At 42.3% G+C, this 20,896-nt stretch carries 23 protein-coding genes; 19 read left to right on the top strand and 4 right to left on the bottom strand.

The window, feature by feature from the left end:
- Window positions 1–8 precede the first annotated feature (8 nt).
- The 7 genes from NSQ55_RS16580 (at window position 9) to glp (ending at window position 5,220) form a co-directional block, all read left to right on the top strand.
- Entirely contained in the window at window positions 9–713 is a 705-nt protein-coding gene (locus NSQ55_RS16580; RefSeq protein ID WP_076098787.1) for a dihydroorotate dehydrogenase electron transfer subunit, read from the top strand.
- Window positions 706–1,638, top strand: a complete 933-nt coding sequence (locus NSQ55_RS16575; RefSeq protein WP_339168098.1) for a dihydroorotate dehydrogenase — start codon at window positions 706–708, stop codon at window positions 1,636–1,638. The genes NSQ55_RS16580 and NSQ55_RS16575 overlap by 8 nt, the downstream gene beginning before the upstream one ends.
- Before the next feature lie 24 nt (window positions 1,639–1,662).
- A complete protein-coding gene (locus tag NSQ55_RS16570; protein ID WP_076279329.1) occupies window positions 1,663–2,001 on the top strand; it encodes a hypothetical protein in 339 nt (112 codons plus the stop codon).
- 70 nt (window positions 2,002–2,071) lie between these two features.
- Window positions 2,072–2,740: a PspA/IM30 family protein gene (locus NSQ55_RS16565; protein ID WP_036687619.1), complete on the top strand. Its 669-nt coding sequence runs from the start codon at window positions 2,072–2,074 to the stop codon at window positions 2,738–2,740.
- Between the two features lie 123 nt (window positions 2,741–2,863).
- A complete protein-coding gene (locus NSQ55_RS16560) occupies window positions 2,864–3,268 on the top strand; it encodes a DUF350 domain-containing protein (RefSeq protein WP_076184410.1) in 405 nt (134 codons plus the stop codon).
- Window positions 3,269–3,282: 14 nt separating this feature from the next.
- Window positions 3,283–3,789, top strand: a complete 507-nt coding sequence (locus NSQ55_RS16555) for a DUF4178 domain-containing protein (protein ID WP_036687616.1) — start codon at window positions 3,283–3,285, stop codon at window positions 3,787–3,789.
- Between the two features lie 168 nt (window positions 3,790–3,957).
- Window positions 3,958–5,220 carry a gephyrin-like molybdotransferase Glp gene (gene glp / locus NSQ55_RS16550; protein ID WP_339168093.1) on the top strand — a complete coding sequence of 421 codons (1,263 nt, stop codon included), beginning with the start codon at window positions 3,958–3,960 and terminating at the stop codon, window positions 5,218–5,220.
- Window positions 5,221–5,891: 671 nt separating this feature from the next.
- On the opposite strand, the gene xerS is transcribed toward glp, so the two are convergent.
- Window positions 5,892–6,974: a tyrosine recombinase XerS gene (xerS, locus tag NSQ55_RS16545; protein WP_076277032.1), complete on the bottom strand. Its 1,083-nt coding sequence runs from the start codon at window positions 6,972–6,974 to the stop codon at window positions 5,892–5,894.
- A gap of 165 nt (window positions 6,975–7,139) precedes the next feature.
- On the opposite strand from xerS, the gene NSQ55_RS16540 reads away from it, so the two are divergent.
- The 8 genes from NSQ55_RS16540 to NSQ55_RS16505 all read left to right on the top strand — a co-directional run bounded on the left by NSQ55_RS16540 (window position 7,140) and on the right by NSQ55_RS16505 (window position 13,584).
- On the top strand, window positions 7,140–7,649 hold the full coding sequence (locus NSQ55_RS16540) for a GNAT family N-acetyltransferase (protein ID WP_076184408.1): 510 nt from the start codon (window positions 7,140–7,142) through the stop codon (window positions 7,647–7,649).
- Window positions 7,650–8,011: 362 nt separating this feature from the next.
- Window positions 8,012–8,113 (top strand): sporulation protein YjcZ, encoded by a 102-nt coding sequence (locus NSQ55_RS16535; RefSeq protein WP_197069683.1) that lies wholly within the window; start codon window positions 8,012–8,014, stop codon window positions 8,111–8,113.
- A 186-nt stretch (window positions 8,114–8,299) separates the two neighbouring features.
- Window positions 8,300–8,923: a TetR/AcrR family transcriptional regulator gene (locus NSQ55_RS16530; RefSeq protein ID WP_339168088.1), complete on the top strand. Its 624-nt coding sequence runs from the start codon at window positions 8,300–8,302 to the stop codon at window positions 8,921–8,923.
- 61 nt (window positions 8,924–8,984) lie between these two features.
- On the top strand, window positions 8,985–9,836 hold the full coding sequence (locus NSQ55_RS16525; RefSeq protein WP_339168086.1) for a hypothetical protein: 852 nt from the start codon (window positions 8,985–8,987) through the stop codon (window positions 9,834–9,836).
- Window positions 9,837–9,869: 33 nt separating this feature from the next.
- Window positions 9,870–10,349 carry a flavodoxin domain-containing protein gene (locus NSQ55_RS16520; RefSeq protein ID WP_339168085.1) on the top strand — a complete coding sequence of 160 codons (480 nt, stop codon included), beginning with the start codon at window positions 9,870–9,872 and terminating at the stop codon, window positions 10,347–10,349.
- A gap of 241 nt (window positions 10,350–10,590) precedes the next feature.
- On the top strand, window positions 10,591–11,463 hold the full coding sequence (locus tag NSQ55_RS16515; RefSeq protein WP_076302589.1) for an AraC family transcriptional regulator: 873 nt from the start codon (window positions 10,591–10,593) through the stop codon (window positions 11,461–11,463).
- A gap of 227 nt (window positions 11,464–11,690) precedes the next feature.
- Window positions 11,691–12,665 carry a phosphotransferase gene (locus NSQ55_RS16510; RefSeq protein WP_339168081.1) on the top strand — a complete coding sequence of 325 codons (975 nt, stop codon included), beginning with the start codon at window positions 11,691–11,693 and terminating at the stop codon, window positions 12,663–12,665.
- A 178-nt stretch (window positions 12,666–12,843) separates the two neighbouring features.
- Window positions 12,844–13,584 (top strand): class I SAM-dependent methyltransferase, encoded by a 741-nt coding sequence (locus tag NSQ55_RS16505; protein ID WP_081393975.1) that lies wholly within the window; start codon window positions 12,844–12,846, stop codon window positions 13,582–13,584.
- Window positions 13,585–13,757: 173 nt separating this feature from the next.
- On the opposite strand, the gene map is transcribed toward NSQ55_RS16505, so the two are convergent.
- Window positions 13,758–14,504, bottom strand: a complete 747-nt coding sequence (map, locus tag NSQ55_RS16500) for a type I methionyl aminopeptidase (RefSeq protein ID WP_076184402.1) — start codon at window positions 14,502–14,504, stop codon at window positions 13,758–13,760.
- Between the two features lie 7 nt (window positions 14,505–14,511).
- Entirely contained in the window at window positions 14,512–15,057 is a 546-nt protein-coding gene (locus tag NSQ55_RS16495) for a TetR/AcrR family transcriptional regulator (RefSeq protein ID WP_339168078.1), read from the bottom strand.
- 578 nt (window positions 15,058–15,635) lie between these two features.
- Between NSQ55_RS16495 and NSQ55_RS16490 the strand changes: the two genes are divergently transcribed.
- The 4 genes from NSQ55_RS16490 to NSQ55_RS16475 all read left to right on the top strand — a co-directional run bounded on the left by NSQ55_RS16490 (window position 15,636) and on the right by NSQ55_RS16475 (window position 19,370).
- Window positions 15,636–16,448, top strand: coding sequence for a hypothetical protein (locus NSQ55_RS16490; RefSeq protein ID WP_339168076.1), 813 nt, complete (start codon window positions 15,636–15,638; stop codon window positions 16,446–16,448).
- A 557-nt stretch (window positions 16,449–17,005) separates the two neighbouring features.
- Complete coding sequence (locus NSQ55_RS16485) at window positions 17,006–17,968, top strand: YafY family protein (protein WP_076126739.1); 963 nt, start codon at window positions 17,006–17,008, stop codon at window positions 17,966–17,968.
- Window positions 17,969–18,075: 107 nt separating this feature from the next.
- Window positions 18,076–18,702 carry a type 1 glutamine amidotransferase family protein gene (locus NSQ55_RS16480; RefSeq protein WP_339168073.1) on the top strand — a complete coding sequence of 209 codons (627 nt, stop codon included), beginning with the start codon at window positions 18,076–18,078 and terminating at the stop codon, window positions 18,700–18,702.
- A gap of 362 nt (window positions 18,703–19,064) precedes the next feature.
- Window positions 19,065–19,370, top strand: coding sequence for a DUF3889 domain-containing protein (locus NSQ55_RS16475; RefSeq protein ID WP_076179956.1), 306 nt, complete (start codon window positions 19,065–19,067; stop codon window positions 19,368–19,370).
- Between the two features lie 504 nt (window positions 19,371–19,874).
- On the opposite strand, the gene NSQ55_RS16470 is transcribed toward NSQ55_RS16475, so the two are convergent.
- Window positions 19,875–20,810: a Gfo/Idh/MocA family oxidoreductase gene (locus NSQ55_RS16470; protein WP_339168071.1), complete on the bottom strand. Its 936-nt coding sequence runs from the start codon at window positions 20,808–20,810 to the stop codon at window positions 19,875–19,877.
- Between the last annotated feature and the right edge of the window lie 86 nt (window positions 20,811–20,896).

Raw genomic sequence — 20,896 nt, 5'->3', positions numbered from 1 at the left:
TTGATAACGTGGGGACGGTTCTAAGTAACGAACGGCTGACAGATGGTGTGTATCACCTTAAGGTAGAGACGAATAGTGGCGGAGCAATGGGTCAATTCTACATGTTACGGGCATGGGGAGCTTACCCCATCCTATCCAGACCCTTAAGTATACATGAAGTACACGAGGATAGTGTTGAATTTCTGTATCACGTCGTTGGGGAAGGTACGGAGATATTCTCACGACTGGGTTCAGGTGATTCGGTAGAGCTTGAGGGCCCTTTTGGAAATGGATTTCCACAGGTCGAAGGGAAGGTTGCACTCATCGGCGGTGGGATCGGAATTGCACCGCTTTATTATTGTGCGAAGCAGCTTCCGGGGAGTGATATTTTTTTGGGCTTTAGCCGTGAAGCTTACCGGACAGAAGCGTTTCGCCCACTTGCAAGTGAGCTTGTAGTCGATGTTGGCGGTTTAATTTTGGATAGTGTGGATTTCAGCCAATATGATCATGTCTTTGTCTGCGGCCCACACCCTATGCTTAAAGCTGCTCAACGTAAAGGCATTGCTGCTGAAGAAGCAGGCAGTAGAACGAAAGTATACCTTTCTCTAGAGAACCGAATGGCTTGTGGGATTGGAGCCTGTCTGGTCTGCAGTGTATCCTGCCGTGATGGCCAAAAGAAGGCCTGTGCAGACGGACCTGTGTTTCTTTCTGAGGAGGTGCTTTTCCATGACTAAGTTGAACACAACAATTGCTGGCGTTCATTTTAAAAATCCAATTATAATGGCCTCTGGAACGTTTGGTTTTGGCCGTGAATATGGCAAGCTGTATGATGTGTCTCTGCTGGGCGGAATCTCTGGCAAGGGGTTAACCCTCAATCCGAAAGCGGGGAATCCCGGCACTCGTGTATACGAGACAGCTTCTGGTATGCTGAATAGTGTGGGACTCGAGAATCCGGGTGTAGCTGCATTTTTAGATAAAGAATGCCCTTATTGGGAAACACTCGACACCGCTTGTTTGGTCAACCTGGGTGGAGGCACACTAGAAGATTATGTTCTTGGAGCTGAGATGATTCAGCGGGATGCAGATGCTCGTGCGAGTGCAGGTAAGACAGCAGTAGACATGATTGAATTGAATATTTCTTGTCCAAATGTTAAAGAGGGCGGCATTGCGTTTGGGATCCAAACTTCAGAAGCTCAAAAAGTAGTACAGGCTGTTAGACGCGCAACTAAACTGCCCCTCGCTGTAAAGCTGTCGCCGGGAGCCGAAAATATCGTTGAAATGGCACAAATGTGTCAGGAGGAGGGTGCAGACGCTGTCTCGCTCATCAACACTATCTCAGGAATGAAGATTGATGTCCGGCGCAGAAGCAGTGTATTCAATAACTTATATGCTGGATTGTCTGGACCTGCGATTAAGCCTGTCGCTCTGCGTATGGTGCATCAAGTCGCACAAAACGTAACGATTCCCGTGATCGGAATGGGTGGCATCACTTCAGCAACGGATATCATCGAGTTTATTATGGCAGGTGCTGCAGTTATCCAAGTGGGAACTTATAATTTTATGAACTTGCGTGCAGGTAGTCAGCTAGTTGCAGAGCTTGAGCAATTTATGGTTGAAGAAAATATTCAATCACTAGAGGAAATACGGGGCATTATATAAAGTGAAGTAGTGAGGGGAATACTAATGACTACTAACCAGATTGATCCTGAGGATATTGAGCTGAAGGCGACGGCTGTCGGATGTGATCTCTTGCTCTTAATTAGTGGAGGGGTTCGGCATATTGGTGCGACGAGTACTGCTTATCTGGAGGGGGAGCAGGTTAAAGTACTGACTTCAGCGGTTCCTCATCATAAAGAGCACACGATAAGCGAGCCCATTGCGATCAGAGTAGCTGAAGCGCTGAACAAGACGGTCACAGTAGTGATGGGGATTCATTACGACAATCTCACGAAAGAAGGTATTATGGAAGTCGTGGAAATTGTGAATTTAAAAGTAAATCAATATTTAGCGCAACAAATATGAAACGGTAGTGGCAATTCTACGTAAAAGATAGCATGTGAGGAATTAAATTATCTTTTGGAGGAATGAAACCATGTCTATATTTAAAAGATTGCGCGATTTAACCATGTCTAATGTGAACGCGATTATTGACAAAGCAGAAGACCCGATTAAAATGACAGATCAATACATTCGTGATATGACCGAAGATTTAGAAGATGCAGAAAAAGCTGTAGCGGCGCAAATCGCCATTGAGAAGAAATTCAAACAGCTGTATGAAGAACAAGAAGCGCTTGTTAACAAACGCACCCAACAGGCTCATGCAGCAGCTCAAGCGGGTAATGTTGACCTTGCTCGCCGCGCTCTGGAAGAGAAAAATGCTGCTGAAGCTAAACTGGTAGAATACAAAGCCAGCTTTGATCAGAACAAAGCCTCTGCGGATAACCTTCGTGGCAAGCTTGAAGAGATGCGCAAACAGCTTACCCAAATGAAGAACAAACGTGAGACATTGGTTGCACGTTATAACGCTGCCAAAGCTCAAACCGAGATCAACAAAGCAATGAGCGGATTTAGTTCCGATTCAGCGTCTGCAGGACTCAAACGTATGGAAGATAAAATGCTGCAAGCAGAAGCTCAGGCTGAAGCCAGCAATGAGATGAGTTCAGGCAATAAATCTCTGGATGATGAATTCGAGAAGCTGAACAAAGATCAAGCGGTTGAAGATGAACTGGCGGCTCTGATGAAACAATACGAGAAGCAATAACATTTGATCTTTAGCCGGTTCACGGCTGGTGTTCACAGGCGAAGGGGAGACAGAAATTCGTTTCTTCTTCGCTTTATCTATGCTTATGAAAGGCATGCAAAATGATTAAGCGGGGGCTATAGAATGGATCTCCATATTCTGGTGTCCATGGTCGTGTGGACGGTGAGCGGCGCTGTGTTGCTGTTTGTACTGATGTATATAGATTCACTTTTTACTCGTTATAACGATATAGAAGAGTTAAAGGCTGGAAATATGGCGGTGACTACACGGTTTGTAATGAAGCTTTTAGCTCAGGCCTTCATTTTATCTTCATCGATAGCGGCTTCCAATAGTTTGCCAGATGCGTTGCTGATTTCGTTGGTATCATTTTTGCTTTTGTTAATTTTAGAAAGAACGGTTCGACTTCTACTAGCAAATTGGGGGAAGCTGGATCTGGATCATGGTACACAGCTTGGTAAAATCGGATATGGCCTGCTATCAGGTTCACTGCAAATTACGGGTGCTTTAATTATTACTGCCTTTATGTAGGAGGAACGATCAAGTTGAGTATGTGGAAACGTATAGGTAACCTTTTCTCTAAGCCAGCGCCTCAGGAAGTTCAAAAAAGTATGCTTAATTTGTCTCCCGGAGACATTTGTGAAGTATCGCTTGTCACCTATGAAGTTACTGGCCGGACACATAATCGGGGCCGTAATGCTGTAGTTCTGACCCTTAGAGATGGAAGCCAGATATCTTATCTTCATATAGAAGAGCGGGAACAGCTGCAATATGGATTGTACAGACCTATCGATGGGCGGTTAGATAATCCTGCTGAGGTTCCAGCAACGCTTGAGCTCGATGGCTATACATTTTTCCTGGAGGAAGAATATGAAGGTTTTGTCGCTGTTGCAGGTCAGACGCCATTTATGAATGGTGGAGAGCAGCATGTGTGGCAATATCAATCAGATGATTCACGTCTACTGCGTGTAGAGTGGCAACATGGACGGTTTATGCTTTATGAAGGGGAGAAAATAATCCCTGGGGATGTAAAGGTAATTAGAGCATCCTAGCCTAGTAGAGAAGTAATGGATCACTATACCGGAAAAAATATTGTAGAAAAGGCTGCTGCCCATAAACATGGATGGTGGCCTTTTGTGTTTATAATTTTACTTCAAGAGGTCTCATGTTAAAATAATACCTATTACTGCAAACATCGACGATTCAGAGCGGAGGTCTTTATGAAGGATAATAAATTTCAGCGTGAAGCACTGCAAGTAAAAGAAGCTCAGGCCAAAATAATCAAATATGCCAATCCGCTAGAATCAGAAGACGTATCGCTGGATGAGTGTTGTGGACGTTATTTGGCTGAAAAGGTGATTGCTCCACACCCATTTCCTGCGTTTAATCGATCTAGTATGGATGGATATGCGATTATCGCGGGGGATACCCGTAACTGTGTTAATGGACAAGTGGTATGGTTAGAAATTGTGGATAATATTCCGTGTGGCGCAGTGCCTGCGTTAGATATAACTCCGGGAACAGCCGCAAGAATTATGACGGGTGCACAAGTACCGGTTGGTGCAGATGCTGTGGTGATGCTGGAGGTCACGGAGAGACGTGAAGAGGAAGGAAAGACTTACGTTGGAATTCGAAAAAAACTAGAAGCAAACAGCAATATCACACCTCAAGGTTTCGAATTAAGCCAAGGTGATCTTGTATTGCCTACAGGAAGGTTAATCTCTGCGGGGGATATAGCTGTTCTTGCAGCGTTTGGAATACATACCGTGAAAGTCTATCGTCGTCCCAAGGTAGCCATCTTTGCCACAGGAACAGAGCTGCTGGAAGTGCATGAGCCGCTGGAGCCTGGCAAAATCCGCAATAGTAACTCCCCTATGCTAGAAGCTCTAGTCAAAGAAACAGGGGGTGTTCCAGTAATGTTAGGCGCTATTGTGGATGATCTGGAGCTGGCTAGAAGTAAAGTACAGATGGCGCTGGAAACTTATGATTTTGTGATTACAACGGGTGGCGTTTCTGTGGGGGATTATGATATCATGGGCGACTTGGTTCGCGAACAAAGTGGTAATATGTTGTTCAACAAAGTGACGATGCGTCCAGGAAGCGTAACTACTGCTGCGGTTAGAGGGGGTAAGCTGCTGTTAGCTTTATCCGGGAATCCGGGGGCTTGTTTCGTTGGGTTTCAACTGTTTGCACGGCCTGTGATTTCACTGATGCAAAGTGCTTCTCAGCCTTTTTTACCGGAATGGAGCGCTACACTCGGCACAGATTATAAAAGAGTGAATAATTTTACTAGATTTGTGCGAGCTCGGTTAGAAATTAAAGACGGCAGCCTGTTTGCTTATCCGGCAATCATTGATGAATCTTCCGTAACGGTCACGATCAAGGATAGCGACTGTTTGATAGTTGTACCCTCAGAAGAAAAAGGGCTATCTGCCGGAGATAAGGTAACAGTGATCAAACTGCCAGGAGAGATTCGGGACTAGATGTGGAGGGTACTCTGGCCATCGAGGATTAAAAGGTATTTGATATCCACGCACGCACAGAAATCGCCATATAATTGCTTAGACAACGTTATTATTTCCAACATTTCAACATATGAAAAATTCACAATAGATAAGCAAAAAAATAGCGTACGTGCTAACCCAATAGTCGTTTACAACCGGTTTAAAGGGGGATTTTACCCCATAAATTAGAATAAGAAAACCCACTTGCGTACCGTAAGTGGGTTTTTAGTGCAACTATAAAAGGGTTAGGGGTGCCCGCCGGATGTACTCAAATTTGAAAAAAAGCGAGAATGAAATGTCCGGGTAGGCGACACTATCATAGCAATTCTCCTATCGGAAGAGTCGCTGCTCTGCTGGTTGGAGTTATTAGCCTGCACCACTGCCGAGATTAATCCCCCGCGGATGCTTAAGGACTCAGATGATCTTATTTGTTTATTTATCACCTTTTAAGCGGGGTTTCGGACCTCAGCGTCGCTATTTCATAGAATGGAGCTCATATTTACGTATTTCAGGCCAATAGCGACCTTGGGGTCCGTTAGCCACCCAAATGTGAGATAATCCTGCATTTTAAGGTCCGCTGAGACCGATAACAACTCTGCACTAGCGAAGAGCGGCTACTCATCCGAAGTATAAGCTCCCCTTGGTGATGATTAATTATCGGCACGCCGCTCGATCGCCTCGGACATCGTTTTATCCGTTAGATGAGCGTAGATCTCAGTTGTTTCGGTGGATGCGTGCCCGAGCTGTTCCTTCGTTTTATAAATATCATTTTGCAGATAATAATCTGTTGCAAAAGAATGACGCAGCTTATGAACCGTAAGATACGGTTTACCAAAGCGTTTAGCGTACTTAATAATCATTTCTTGAATCGCACGTTTGGTCATACGTTTGCCTTCTTGACGCCCGTTAGGGAGAGAGATAAACAAGGCTTTTTCTCTCTTGGGTGTTTTGTAGCGAGATTGGCGCAGACTAAGATAAAGAGTTAGATCATCTTTAGCTTGCTCTCGAAAATAGACAGGTGTTTTAAACGTTTCGTCATTATTCCCTTTGCGGGTGACATAGAGCAGCTTGTTGTTAACATCCAAATCGTCTACGTTTAGATTAACTACCTCAGATACACGCAGGCCAGAGTTCAGAATCAAGCTGGCAATACAGGCGTCGCGCTCATGATTTAATTGAAACGAATAATATGCCTGTTTGTTACCTTCCACATCCCGTCCATAACCTTCATAAATGTACCCCACAAACTCCAGTAATTCCTCATCTTCCAAAATCTTACCCTTTAACTTAGCGGCAGTATCCTTTGGCTTATGTGTTCGTTTGACTTCAACCTTAGCCATAATGTTGCGTTTAAGCAATGGATAAAAGTTCTCATCCTCGGCGATTTGACTTAAATAATGAAATAAGGAGCGTAATGCAGATAACTTACGGGATACAGTAACTCGAGTGTTCGTTCCCTCGGCGCGGGTAGTTAGATGCAACCGATATCCGACAATACTGTCCATATGTAGGGTTTCCAATTCTAGAAGTGTGATCTCGGTATTTGAGCCGGCTTGAGATAAGCCCTCTGCCCGCAACCAGCCGAAAAAAGATTCATAATCCCGGATATACTCCAGCAGTGTGGAAGGGGAGAGATCAGGGCGTTTATAATCAATAAACTGCTGAACGAACCAGGGCATGAGGGGTAGCTTTTGATCAAGTTTTTTACGGTCATCGTTCTTTTGAACGCTCATGTGATTCACCTTTTTCCATAGATTGCATAAAATCTCTTCCTTCTATCTTAACATGTTTTGTACCAGATTGGACTTCGAATGAAGGGGAAACTAGGTCCGAGCCTTGCTCCTGATGCCGCTAAGCTTTATGATGTGAAGTAAACATAAATGTCAGAGGTGCACATAATGAAACTTGAAATTGAGCTGGTTCCCAAAGAACGTAAGCATACTATAAGCAGATTAATGCAGTTCTACCTATATGATTTCACCCGTTATTTAGAATTTGATGTCAATCAAGACGGGGTATTTCCGGCCTATCCGGGACTAGAAGCTTATTGGAGTAGCGGAAATAATAAATTCGCATATTTGTTTAAGGTGGACGGGCATATTGCTGGTTTTGCTTTGGTGGACAGGTTATTGCGTAATCCTGAAGGCCAGTTTTATATGACTGAGTTTTTTGTGATGCAAAAATACCGCCGAAGTGGTGTAGGTACATGGGCTGCGCATAAGCTCTTTGATATGTACTCTGGGGAATGGAAGGTTTCACAAGTCCGTGCGAATATACCTGCTCGTGATTTCTGGCATAAAGTGATCGGGGACTATACCCATGGAGAGTTTCAAGAGCGCTTTAATCCACAACAAGGCAACCCCAGCCAATACTTCAACACATTAACTATTAATAGGATTAAGAAATAAAAAACGTTATATTGCTGGTTTCTTTTAGCTAAGGAGCTTGCTACTAACAGTAAATGGATTGAAAAAGGGGCTAAGCGAGTGAGCGCTAGACAGTGGAGAATGACAAAGAGAGCGTCAAGACGGAAGGTCAGGAAATTGTGATTTTTTATAAAACTGGCTAGCTATTAAGAACATATACGAATTGTGATGTGGGAGCATCTAATGCTCTCTACTGTAGTTAACATAACATTTATTATGTCAACCTATTAAACCATTCACCATAAAAAAGGTCGTTGGTTTATTTTTTGTGTTCAAAATACCCAGTCATTGAGGGCAATATTGCATATCTTATGATGTACTCAATTACAAAGGAGGAGTCAACAATGGGCGAATTTGCAGGAGGATACGGTGGTTTCACTTCCACAGGAGCTATTCTGGTTCTGTTTATCCTGTTGGTTATCATTACTAAAACCCTCTGTCTGTAGTCCTTTAACTTCACAAATTAAAGGTTCCGTCAGTCTATATAGACTGGCGGATTTTTTATGTCCAGATATGTAGATTGGAGGAGGGGAATACATGTGACTAAGAATATTGACATAATACTAATCCAAAACATATATTAAACAGTGTTCAAAGATTAAACGGTGTTCAACACATGAGGAGACAAATTTATGACTAAAGAACAACGAAAAGTACGTGAGCGTGAAGAAATGAGAAATCTAATCCTGCAAAATGCAGCTTTATTGATTGCCGAAGAGGGAATAGAGAAGCTGTCTATCCGAAAAATCGCTGAGAAAATCGAATATTCACCGGGAATTATTTATCATTATTTTAAAGGCAAAGAAGAGATTATCGAGAACTATTTGCAACAAAAATATACGGATATGCTTTCTGAGCTTCAGTCTGTGCAACAAGAGGTACAGCAGGAATTACCTCCAGATACACTTTTAAAACGAACATTGGAGAAGTTCATCAGGATGTCTCTTTCTACGGGTGTAGAATACCGGAATGTCATGCTAAACGATACACCGGCTGTTCTTAGTTACACAGCTGTTCTATTTAGAGGAGCTGCACAGGAGCGTAAAGCGATTGGGATGCTCTGCCAGGGCCTGCTCAGATCTGAAGCACAAAAAAACCGTGAAGAAGCTTTCGTAGAACTCACTGCTCAGGTGATATGGAGTGCAGCATTCGGTTTAATTATGCGGTTGCTTGTCGAAAAGGATCTGTCTGATGATCAGGTCGAAGCTCTGATTTCATGTCATTTGGATTCAATGGTTGCTATTGCTTCCAGGTGAAATCTAAATATTTTCATGAAGGGAGGGGGAGGTTGTTATAAAACATATAAGGAAAGTCGTAGTGCTGTCGGTGTTGATTTCGGTTATTGCAGTGTTTGCAACAGCGGTTGGGTTGTTTTCAGATGGGATAAGTGATGGAACAAAATATACTTTCACGTCAATATGGGGCGAGGATGTAAAGCTTCAGGGGTCAGGAGTGTACAGCCATGATTCTGTCTCTGCGGCGGCACAAGCTAAAGCACAGGATGGAGTTACATTATTTCTTGCCATACCTTTACTGCTCAGTTCGCTGATCATGACAATTAAAGGCTCGATAAAGGGGAGGATGCTCCTTACGGGCACTTTGGGGTACTTTTTATATACTTACGTATCCTACAGCTTTCTGACGATGTACAATTCATTGTTTTTAGTTTATGTGCTGTTGTTTTCTTTAAGTTTTTTCGCATTCATCCTAGCCTTATTTTCCTTTGATAAAGAATCCATACATACTTACTTTAAAAACAGTTTACCTTCTAAAGGAATCGGCTTTTCCCTAATGGTTATTGCTTTTATGATTTTATTGCTCTGGCTAAGGAAAATACTGAATTCACTACTGGGGGGAACACCGCCACAAGGGCTAGAGCACTATAGTACATTGGTAATTCAAGTTTTGGATCTTGCGATCTTAGTCCCATTAGCAATTGTAACGGGGATTATGGTCATTCGTAGACAACCTTTTGGGTACCTACTGGCAACTGTCGTTGTTTTTAAAGGAGTTACATTACTGCTAGCAATTACGGCAATGCTGGTGGCAATGATCTATAGCGGTGTGGCTGTGTCTATAGCCGAATGTGTAATTTTTCCGACGATGACTGTAGCTATTGCTGCTTGTATGGTTATTTTGTTAAAGCATGTACGTGAACCCTTAAGATAATATGTGACCAGCGAGCGGCAGGGAGTGATTAGAATGAAGACAATAATTATGTATACCTCGAAATATGGGTGTGCGGAGAAAGCGGCTTATTTATTAAAATCTCAACTGGGCGAAGAAACCGAAGTAGTTAACCTGATGCATGCTAAAGAGCCGACACTGGAACGATATGATACGGTCATCTTGGGAGGATCTATTTATTATGGAAAAATCCAAAAACAAATGACTGATTTTACAACAAAACATCAAAATGAACTAGGGAAAAAACGAGTAGGATTGTTTGTTTGTGCAGGAGCAACAGGTGAACAGGCCTCACAAGAATTGAAATCTGCGTTTCCAGAAGTGTTATATGACCAATCGGTGACGAAAGAAGTTTTTGGAGATGAGATCTATGAAGAGAAGCTAACTTTGTTAGACCGGTTTGTACTGCGGATGGTAAAAGGAAAAAATAAGAACGTAAATGGGTTATCCAAAGAGACGATAGAGCGTTTTGCTCTTGCTATGAAAAGGTTGTGAAAGTGAGTGGACGAGCGAGCTTATGAACGCACTTCAGATTATAGTTAACATAATTATGATTATGTTAACTATGATTTTGACATTCAAAAAAAGTAGTCCTTCTTGTGAGAAGAGAGTAACTTCCTCGTATTGAGTCTCTGTTCATCGAAACATGAAAAAACCCTACAGAATCGTGCAGATAAAGTCGGGAAGATAAAAACCATCTCTGATAACCTTATAATTAACGAGGGGAGGCAACGTCATGGATACGCTGGTACAACTGAACAAAGCAATAAACTATATTGAGGAGAACCTAACAAATCCCATTGATTATCAGGAGGTTGTGAAAATAGCCTGCTGTTCGGAATATCATTTTACTCGCATGTTCTCATTCCTAGCAGGCATTACTCTGTCGGAATACATCCGGCGTCGACGTCTAACTTTGGCAGCACTCGAGCTTTCACAAAGTAATATCAAAATTATCGATACCGCTCTGAAGTATGGTTATAATTCGCCGGATTCCTTTTCTAGGGCTTTCCATAGCCTGCATGGGGTTAGTCCTTCAGAAGCTCGGGTCCATGGACATTCCCTTAAGGCGTTCCCTCGGATGTCGTTTCAGCTGACTATCAAAGGAGGAAATGAAATGAATTACCGGATTGAAAACAAAGAATCTTTCCGCATCGTGGGCATAAAAAAACGGGTTCCAATCATTTTCCAAGGGGTCAATCCGGAGATTGCGTCTATGTATGAAGGGTTGACGCCGGAAATGATTGATGAGATGAAGAGATTTTCTGATGTTGAGCCCTCAGGGTTTATAAGCGCCTCTACAAATTTTTCTGAAGGACGTATGGAGGAAAAAGGAGAGTTCGATCATTATATTGGCGTTGCCACTACAAAAGACTCATGGAATGGCTTGGAACAGCTGGAAGTGGCGGCCTCTATGTGGGCTGTATTCACAGTCGTCGGCTCTTTTCCGAGTGCGCTACAAGAGATCTGGGGGCGAATATATTCGGAATGGGCTCCGTCATCGGGATATGAGCTAATTAAAGGGCCTGAAATTCTATGGAATGAGCACAAAGATATCACATCGCCAAATTTTAAAAGTGAAATATGGGTGCCTATCACTAAGAAATAAAAGAGTTTGGTTGGACTATTGAAACTGAGCGCTGAATATCCTTTCACAACGAAGCTGCCGCGAAAAATCATTCCGGCAGCTTCGTCAAGCTATAGGCAGGATATTTCGAAAATGTTGTAGAAGTACAATTGGTGAATTGAATGATTTTTAGAATGTAGTAGATTTCAATTTTTATGACTCAGACGAAGATTGAATCAATGAATCCTTCTATTTTAAAGGAGTCCCTTATGACGAACGAGAAGCTTTTGGACTTACTAGGCAGGTACGATATCCAACAGCCTGAGATTATTTTCTTAAGGCATAACGAGAACAGAACCTATCGTGTTAATGACAGAACGGGAAAATCATATTTACTCCGCATTCATGACCCTTTTATAGAGGACATGAAAGGTCTGCAACATACATACAGCGGCATTCTTGGAGAATTGCAAATGCTTGAGAAGCTGGGAAGCTGGAGCACCAACGAAATACAGGCTCCCGTAAGAAACAATGAGGGTGAACTTATTACGATCATTGAATACGAAGGTGAACTGCTAAACTGCTCCGTCCTCACCTGGTTGGATGGAAGAGACATGAATATGAATGATGTTAACAATCTTGAACTGGTAAAAGAACTGGGATCTCAAATAGCAGAACTGCATACTTTTTTTCGGCAGTACGAACATTCAGGTATGGAGATTCGCCCGAGTCAAGGCAAAGCTTATAATGAACGGATGATCCGTGTGATTCATTCGGGTGTGAAAAAGAATTTATTTACGCCTCCTGATGCTAATGTCATTGAACAAACGCTGCAATTGATCAACTCCCGGTTAGATGACCATGGCGGGGAGGCTGGCCCGGACCTTATTCATGGGGATTTGTGTATGGGTAATATCATCCTCACAACCGAAGGAAAGGTGCGTTTTATCGATTTTGGCTTTTTTGGAAAAGGTTATACTTTACTTGATGTAGCCATGGGAGCTATGATGCTGCCTTCCGATCGAAGAGATACTTTCCTAAAGGGTTATTACAGAGAGTGTGAAAATACAGCGAGTGATCTACTACAGTTAGAAGGTTTAATGTTGGTCGCTATTATTGGGTATTACGTCTTCCAGATAGAGAATGTACATGTTCATGACTGGATGCGTGAAAGAATGCCCAAATTATGCGCTGAGTATTGTCGCCCCTTCCTCAATGGTGAAAGTATATTTTATAAAATATGAAATGGAACGTTCAGGGTTGAACTAACGAGGACTGGTATGTTTGATAAAAATTGATTATAACCGTTTATCACCAAACGTGTTATCAAAAAAATAGTAAAATAATACTGTTAAGCGCGATGGCTGTCGATTAGCATTTATTTCGATTATATTATAACAAGGAATGAAAGGGGGAATGGTGTTGATTGAACATAGCAATCTTGAAGAATTTCAAGATCCGGTAAATTACGATCTTGAATTTGACGGTGAAATGGACAAATATCAGTTCTATCTTGAGCTTGCCAGATCGAGTCCTGGGGAAGTGTTAGAACTTGCTTGTGGTACAGGCTTAACAACGATCCCCCTCTCGAAAGCCGGTATAACAATGACCGGTGTAGATATCTCTTCAGCGATGATTGCGTATGCGCGGTTGAAGGCGAAAGGGCTGACTGTTACTTTTATGGAAGGTGATGCCCGTACCTTCGAATCGGACAAGCGATTTTCGATGATTTATTTGACTGGTAATGCTTTTCAGGCATTTTTAAGTGATCAAGATCAAAGCGATTTGCTCACGACCGTTCACAAACATTTACAACCTCATGGAATCTTTGCATTTGAGACCCGAAATCCGGAGGGAACGGATTTATCCGATCAAGAGGAGACAGAATGGGGATCATTTATTGATAAGGATGGAAATAACGTCAAGGTATCAGGCACCCAATGTTACGATGCTGGCCAGCATATCATGCATTGGGTCACGATGCGTGATTGGGGGTATAAGCGAACGACCTCCCGAATTGCTTGTCGGTTCACGGATCCGAATACGCTACATTCTTTATTAACTCGTCACGGCTTTTGCGTCGAACATCAATATGCTGACTGGGATAAAACGCCGTTTTCTCTGTCATCTTCATCTATCATTAGTGTTTGTAGGAAATGTTAGGAGAAACGTAATGCATTGCGATAGAACCCCCCCCTCAGATTGAGGGGGATTTTGTTGTTTCTAAGTTTAGCATCCTTTTCGCATTAAGAATTCAATCGGTCCGCGGGCCATTCGTTTTCTGCTCAATAAATAAAAAAGAAGTCGACCCTCTCGTTGGTCGGCTTCTAATTGTTCTATTGCGCGGTCAGGATTTGTGGTCCTTCAGCGGTGATGGCGATCGTATGCTCGTATTGGGCGGCGAGCTTGCGGTCCAGCGTCCGGGCGGTCCAGCCGTCCTGATCAATTGTCATGTTGTAGGTGCCTTCAGTGATCATGGGCTCGATCGTGAATACCATGCCTTCCTTGATGCGGGGGCCTTTGCCGGGCTTGCCGACATGCATATAGGTCGGCTCCTCGTGAAGGTCACGACCGATGCCATGAGCGAGAAGGTCGCGCACGACACCGAAGTTGTTCGATTCGGCATGCCGCTGGATTGCGCTCGTCACGTCTCCGAGCCGATTGCCGGGCTGTGCCTGCGCGATGCCGAGGTCAAGGCACTCCTTCGTGATGCGCATCAGCTTCTCAGCCGTCGGTGAGATCTTCCCGACCGCATAGCTCCAGGCTGAATCGCCGAGCCAGCCGTCGAGCTCCGCTACCGTGTCGATCGTCACGATATCGCCTTCCTCAAGTGGCTTATTTGTAGGGAAGCCATGTGCAATTACGTCGTTGACGGAGGCACAGGTCGCATATTGATAGCCATTGTAGCCCTTCGTATAGGGTTTGGCGCCGTGCTTCAAAATAATATCTTCGAATATGCGCTCAATCTCGTTCGTTGTGATGCCCGGTTTGATGAGCGGGGCAATTGTGCGATGGCATTCGGCCACAACCTGGCATGCCTTGCGGATGGCTTCGATTTCATACTTGCTTTTTAAGATAACCATGTTTGTTTCAGGACTCCTTTGTAATGGCTTGCATCGCGAGTTGGGCGATTCGATCGACGTCCAGCTCGGAAGTGTTCGCATAGTAGTGCAGACCGCAGCAGCTGACCAACACGGCAAGCATAAGGTCGACGCTGTCGTCTTCGCGCTGGATGATCGATTGGAGTGGAACATACAGTCTTTCCGTGAATCGTCTTTTGGCAGGATGCCGATCTTTCTCTGGCAAGCCTGTAAAATGTTCCGCTGCCATTTTGTAGACGAGATATGCGCGGGCATCTGACTGCCACAACCGGAGTAACGTCTTGCAATACGTTAACAACTGCCTGTCGTCAGGGGTGTCCCGGCTGATGTTCGCCCATTGAGTCAGGGTTTGCTCACATCGCTCGAAGCCGCTGCTCAGCACATCTTCTATTAGTAAATGCCGGTTGGGGTAATAATGGTATACCGTGCCATAACCGAGACCAGCCTCGCGGGCGACGTCGCGAATATCAAAGCTTCCGCCCGTACGGAAGTAGGTGCGCGCGGCGAAGTCCAGGATTTGTTCCCTGCGCTGCATGCGTATGAGCTCATTTTGTTCTTTGGTACGGGGGCACATGGGCGCGTTAACCTCCTTTTTATAGACCTGCAAATTTGTCAATGTAAAGAGTGTAACGCATGAGGCGGAGAAATGCAATTGTTTGTTGGCGTTCGATGAAAACAACAAGGACACCATCATTGCGTCGTTAAAACGAAAGATGAAGAAGCTCGAAGAAGAAAATAAAAAGTTGCGAGAACAACTTAAGTTTTCCTATGCGGATGTCTATCAAAGGATTCGAGGGAATGACTGTTAACTTATTCACTTACGGGCAGCTTAGTTTAAGATCAGACTCGGTGAATCGTATCATAAATAGGGGCAAGTTTAACCCTTGAAACCAGTGAGCTAGGATCAATTTCGTTTCGAGCTAATGTAAATAATAGCCGTTATTTTAAAATATGCGACAAGAATTGCATTTAAGGAAACAATATTGTATGATTTTGGTGTGTTAAAAATTGGAAAATTTAATCGTCATTGTGTGGACAGTACGTAAACTACTTCAGCAGTTAATTATGGCGTAACCAAAGTTTCTTATACTCATTAACTAAGGAGAAGCAGCCTTGCGTAAGAAGAAATATGTTAGCATTGCCTCAATTACATTGGTTGTGATTATGGTCGTTCTATTCTTCAGTATGAAAAATGTTCTTTTCGACGGCTCTTCTAACAAATCAGAGGAACAGGCCGCCACAACAACCAGTGAGATGATTAACGAGACAGAGAAACCAGCTGCTACAATAACGAATAAGGGAACCAATGAAAAGAAGAGCGTAACCGCGATGGAGGCACTGCGCCTTGGGTACTCAGAGGCGAAGAAGCTGACGGAAGAAGAGCCATTACTTATTAACATAACAAGCACAGATGACACTTCTGATTCCCAGGAACGAACCGATGGTTCGGATGGAACAAGAGATGCTTGGAATCTCGAATTTGGCAGCAAGAAAGGGAATGTTTTTATTTATATCAAGATCGATAATGGAATGGCCATTAAGACTGATGTGAAAAAGCACGATAAGAATTTACTTGTAAAAGGACAGTATGCGATATCTGATATTCAAATCGATTCTTCCGATGCAGTTAAACAAGCTGTTGAGAGACTGGGGATGAAACCAGGAAATCCTGCTATAGCAGATGACTGGATCAAGGGGTATCATTTTACTATCAGCGGGTATAATACTGATCCTAACTCCTCCAAAACACGTCTGCTGCTAAGAGTTATGGGTATCTCGCCGAATTCTCCTAATCGTGAGAATGACAGCTTGAGAATGAGCGCTTTCTTTGATGTCAAAACAGGCGAATTGATGAGCGCTACCGAGATGACAGGCTTCGACAAGGAAGGGAATACCATGTGGAAGAATAGTGAGCTTAAATACTGATGACGGCATAAATAAATGAAGAAGGAAGATATTTTCAAAAAAATACAACATATTACCTAATAAAGAGTTATTATTGATGGAACTTACCGTGCGTTACTGCTCATGAGCAGACGCATGGTAAGTTTGTTTTTGTGTAAAGGCGTTATTAACTGTCTACTTGGTAAAGGCTATACGCATCACTCAAGTTTATTGAAACTGGAAATATCCATTCTTCCAGGTGATGTATATGCTGTGTATATTCTTTAGTCCCCTGAACGGCGGTTAGGGTAATTGGAACCTAGCGGATCAAAGAAAGAGCATTCTGCAAAGGATGGTCCAAAAACTTACCGTTACAAACAGCGCGGTGAACTGTATCACAAGTTGTGGTAAAGTAGATTGTTGGGTTGAGCTAAGAGCAGCAATGTTAAAAATTGCAGATTGTTGTTAAGTTACGGGAGTCGACACACATTGAATGCTACGTTTGGATTGAAAGGCTGAAAGATTGATGAATAAAGGGATGCAGCGATTCGCAAAGCAAATAATTTAGTGCGATCCTAATAAAAGATGAGGTATATGTGATGCCAAAAAACGATAATATGCTGGCAATCCTATGGATGCTGAATTCGGGTGTTAAAATGACCGCAAAACAAATATCCGAAAAGTTAGAAATAAATATAAGGACAGTCTATCGGTATATTGATGCGCTAAGTGCCAGTGGAGTGCCTATAATATCCGACACTGGTCATAATGGCGGGTATAGCTTACTGAATAATTTTATCAGAGCACCTCTGCTATTTGATATTGAAGAAAAAAAAGCACTTCTTCATGCTGCTGTTTTTGCAGAAGAAGCCGGATACCCTTTGAGTGAGGCTTTAGGTAATGCGACATCCAAATTGAAAATGTATTCGAATCAGGAACAGGAAAGTGTTCTCAGCCGTCATTTAGCCGGATTTGAAGTTATAAACCGTAGGGGAGACCCTTCTATTCAGCCAGTATTGGCGGAATTGGAGCAAGCTGTAGCAAACGAATTCTCTGTAGAAATTGATTATCACACACGCCGTGATGATCAACCCAAGACTAGGGTGATAGATCCCTATGGAATGGTGTACTGGAACAATAAATGGTATATTGTTGCATTTTGCCACCTGAGAAATGAGATCCGCAGCTTTCGGGTAGAACGGATTTTACAAATCAAGCGGACTCAAAACATATTTAAACGTTCCGAAGCTTTTTTGGCTCGGGAATTTTTTTTGCGAAATCTATTACCTGATTTAGTCGGCAAGGACGGGTTAATTGCTTTAATTATCGAAGGTAGGTCAGAGGCGTTGGATGACTTATGCCTGCATTGGTTTTTGGGGCATCATCTGAAAGAGCGTACATCAAATCAAGCAATCTTTTTACTTGAGGAAAAATCAATTCATACCTATGTTCCTAATTTTCTCTTATCCTACGGGAAATCCATTCAAGTAATCGAACCACAGAGTTTGAAGGAAAAACTTGTTGGTGTTGTGTCGGAGTTAATGGAATATTATCAACTTTAAAAACTTCACTGACAGCGGATGTCAGTGAAGTCATTTTATAATGATGATAATCATTGATTACCTGGTTGGTATCACTTGATGAATTGTAAAATAGGGAGAACTTGCAAATGAATAATACGGTATATCTTTATGTGTTTGACACAATGGCAGACTGGGAAATAGGTTACTTAACTGCCGAACTGAACTCGGGAAGATATTATAAAAAGGGGCTGGCCCCATCAAAAATAGTTACCGTGGGAATTGATAAGACTCCAGTAACTACAATGGGCGGATTAAAAATATTACCTGACATCAAATTGGATGATTGCAGTATTGAAAGATCCGATCTATTGATTTTACCCGGTGGAGATACATGGACAGAAACCATTCACCACCCCCTCTTAAAAATCGCTGAAAGGTGTTTAAGGGAAGGTATATGGGTTGCAGCGATTTGTGGTGCTACAATGGGACTTGCCCAGACAGGATTGCTGAATTCACGTGGGCATACAAGCAATGATCTGGAATACCTTAAAATGATCTGTCCCACTTATACAGGAGAAAAGTATTACAAAATGGAGTCTGCTGTAACTGATGGAAAACTGATCACCGCATCTGGAATAGCTCCGTTGGAATTTTCTGCACACATCTTGAAAGCTTTGGATGTGTTTTCTCCAAAAACATTAGACGCCTGGTATAGCCTTAATAAGACTAGTGATTCTAAATATTACTATGAGTTGATGAATTCAATACAATAAAAGATATGGGAGTGTCAGGTAAATATACAAGAATGGAACACCCAACGACTTTACATCTATTACCCCATATATAACAGTGTGTTATATATGGGTAAGGACAAGATGCCGTATGAGTAACAATGCGATTTAAAATATTCGTTCCACAGGAATTCTAAGGGAGTACGATAGTTAAGCATAAAGGGCTCCACATATTAGTGATGTATAATATGTGGAACCCTTTATTATATCTGACTTTCCTAAATCTAGATCTTGATAAATTTAAAAATAAAGTTGTAGACTGCACGCTGGCGTTAAGTTGTCTAAGAATATATTTGGATAAAGTGGGAGATATTACTGAAAACTTCTCCAGATGGGCGGTTATTATGAAAAAAATACTGATATCATTTTTGGCGATACTTATTTTTTCCACTGTTACAGTAGAGGCTGCGCCTGAATACGCAAAATGGGGCAAAATTGCAGTAGAGGAAACACAAAAACGATACAATGCAGTCATAATTGATTATAAGCACATTGGTCGTACTGAACTAACACCTAAAAAGTCTGAAGAGAAATTCAAACTATGGATTAGAAGCAAAGCAGGTAACGAGTTTGGAGTTTTTGTATCGATCCAATTTGACCCGCTAACTGATACAATCCAATCGATTCAGTTTTCTGAAACTAATCGTTAGATTTAATAAATCTCGCGATTACGCTAATGGGGCACGATAGCACAATGACAACAGACTGCCGAGATCATAGGCAGCCTGTTCAGCTAACGGGCAGAATACCGTGATGTAGGTTTGTACTTTAAATGAGAAGAGTAATAGAGGTGGATTAAAGATAGGACTTTATTTCCCAGTCCAAGACTGCCGCTGGTTTTATAAGGAGCCATTCTAATTTTGAGAATTTCCATCGTATGACTAGTTTATCCTCTAATTGAACGCCCTTAATCCCAAGGATGAAATCCCTCCAAAATGCTGTGAAATAACAGCTTTTTATGAACAAGAACTAACCATAGCGTTCCAAAAAGGACTAAATTTACTAATTTATTCTACAATTTCAACATATGAAAAATTCACAATAGAAAACTCAAAACCTATTCCTCTCCCTAGCTACTATCCACTAATTCTACAAATTCTACGCCCATACAAACAAAAACCATGAAAAAGGATACCTATCACCAACCCTTATGTTTAAACAAGCTTTTTTTCTATTTTTATTGCTAATTCCATAGCTTGTAAGGCATAGTCTAACTCGATTATTGATGTAGAACCCTCCTCTAAGCACTGGAGAGCATGCGTAATACTCTTTTCAAAAGGATTAGCTTGTTCTAACAAAAGTTGCTGTTTACCTACAGAGGTATATTCAATTAATGATCCTTCAACCATGCCATTCATGTCGTCACTTTCTTGATAGACTAGCTTTCCTTGTTCAAAATAAGCCTCATACCCTACGGAAAAAGGATAACCAGTTGGCATTTGTGAGGATACAACGATCTCTGCGGAGACATTCGTTTTCTGAAAATGGGTACGCACTAAAGCTTGTTCACTTCGTCCACCATCGGTTCCCCACACAGAGTATTCTTCTAACGATCCAAGCAGCCACGTTACAAAATCAAGTTCGTGAATCATCAGATTTGTGGAGATAGAATGAAGTCCGAGATCCCCCCAGAGAGGAGACGTTTCTCTTTTTAAGGTGAAGGCTAAAAGCTTTCCATATTTCTCATTAGAAGTGGTTTCGTATAAATATTTGTACGCAGGATCAAATTTAATAAATTGGTTCACGAGAATTCGTCTGCCATACAATTTTTCTGCTTCCTTCATCGCAAGGGCATCTTCAATGGTAAAGCATACGGGGGTCTCACAGAATACATGTTTTCCATGCTTAAGCGCCTCAACGGCATACTGTCTATGTAAAGTCACGGGCAGACAGATATCGATCACATCAATCGTGGTATCAAGCATGATATCCTCTATAATTGTGGTAATCTCAACGCCTAACGCTTGTTTTAAATTTTGCAGCTTAGCTTCATTTCTACCATAAACAATAACTTTGTCTACATGCTTATTTTTCGTCAATAATTCTGCATGATAAGCTCCGAACCCTGTTCCTAATACGGCAATTTTCATATGTTTCAGCTCCCTTTATGTAATGAACTAATCATAACCTGTTATTGTTGACAACATCATGGCAAGAATTTTGAAGTATACTAGAT

Origin of the sequence: Paenibacillus sp. FSL H7-0943, from assembly GCF_037963265.1 — a bacterium.
In the GTDB taxonomy this organism is placed as follows: Bacteria; Bacillota; Bacilli; order Paenibacillales; family Paenibacillaceae; genus Paenibacillus_AQ; species Paenibacillus_AQ odorifer.
This window is presented reverse-complemented; position numbering and strand designations above follow the sequence as displayed.

Excerpts from the sequence above, each read along its gene's own strand:
- NSQ55_RS16575 (WP_339168098.1), top strand. The coding sequence starts at position 706 with ATGACTAAGTTGAACACAACAATTGCTGGCGTTCATTTTAAAAATCCA.
- NSQ55_RS16570 (WP_076279329.1), top strand. The coding sequence starts at position 1,663 with ATGACTACTAACCAGATTGATCCTGAGGATATTGAGCTGAAGGCGACG.
- NSQ55_RS16565 (WP_036687619.1), top strand. The coding sequence starts at position 2,072 with ATGTCTATATTTAAAAGATTGCGCGATTTAACCATGTCTAATGTGAAC.
- NSQ55_RS16560 (WP_076184410.1), top strand. The coding sequence starts at position 2,864 with ATGGATCTCCATATTCTGGTGTCCATGGTCGTGTGGACGGTGAGCGGC.
- glp (WP_339168093.1), top strand. The coding sequence starts at position 3,958 with ATGAAGGATAATAAATTTCAGCGTGAAGCACTGCAAGTAAAAGAAGCT.
- xerS (WP_076277032.1), bottom strand. The coding sequence starts at position 6,974 with ATGAGCGTTCAAAAGAACGATGACCGTAAAAAACTTGATCAAAAGCTA.
- NSQ55_RS16540 (WP_076184408.1), top strand. The coding sequence starts at position 7,140 with ATGAAACTTGAAATTGAGCTGGTTCCCAAAGAACGTAAGCATACTATA.
- NSQ55_RS16535 (WP_197069683.1), top strand. The coding sequence starts at position 8,012 with ATGGGCGAATTTGCAGGAGGATACGGTGGTTTCACTTCCACAGGAGCT.
- NSQ55_RS16530 (WP_339168088.1), top strand. The coding sequence starts at position 8,300 with ATGACTAAAGAACAACGAAAAGTACGTGAGCGTGAAGAAATGAGAAAT.
- NSQ55_RS16520 (WP_339168085.1), top strand. The coding sequence starts at position 9,870 with ATGAAGACAATAATTATGTATACCTCGAAATATGGGTGTGCGGAGAAA.
- NSQ55_RS16515 (WP_076302589.1), top strand. The coding sequence starts at position 10,591 with ATGGATACGCTGGTACAACTGAACAAAGCAATAAACTATATTGAGGAG.
- NSQ55_RS16510 (WP_339168081.1), top strand. The coding sequence starts at position 11,691 with ATGACGAACGAGAAGCTTTTGGACTTACTAGGCAGGTACGATATCCAA.
- map (WP_076184402.1), bottom strand. The coding sequence starts at position 14,504 with ATGGTTATCTTAAAAAGCAAGTATGAAATCGAAGCCATCCGCAAGGCA.
- NSQ55_RS16495 (WP_339168078.1), bottom strand. The coding sequence starts at position 15,057 with ATGCAGCGCAGGGAACAAATCCTGGACTTCGCCGCGCGCACCTACTTC.
- NSQ55_RS16485 (WP_076126739.1), top strand. The coding sequence starts at position 17,006 with ATGCCAAAAAACGATAATATGCTGGCAATCCTATGGATGCTGAATTCG.
- NSQ55_RS16480 (WP_339168073.1), top strand. The coding sequence starts at position 18,076 with ATGAATAATACGGTATATCTTTATGTGTTTGACACAATGGCAGACTGG.
- NSQ55_RS16475 (WP_076179956.1), top strand. The coding sequence starts at position 19,065 with ATGAAAAAAATACTGATATCATTTTTGGCGATACTTATTTTTTCCACT.
- NSQ55_RS16470 (WP_339168071.1), bottom strand. The coding sequence starts at position 20,810 with ATGAAAATTGCCGTATTAGGAACAGGGTTCGGAGCTTATCATGCAGAA.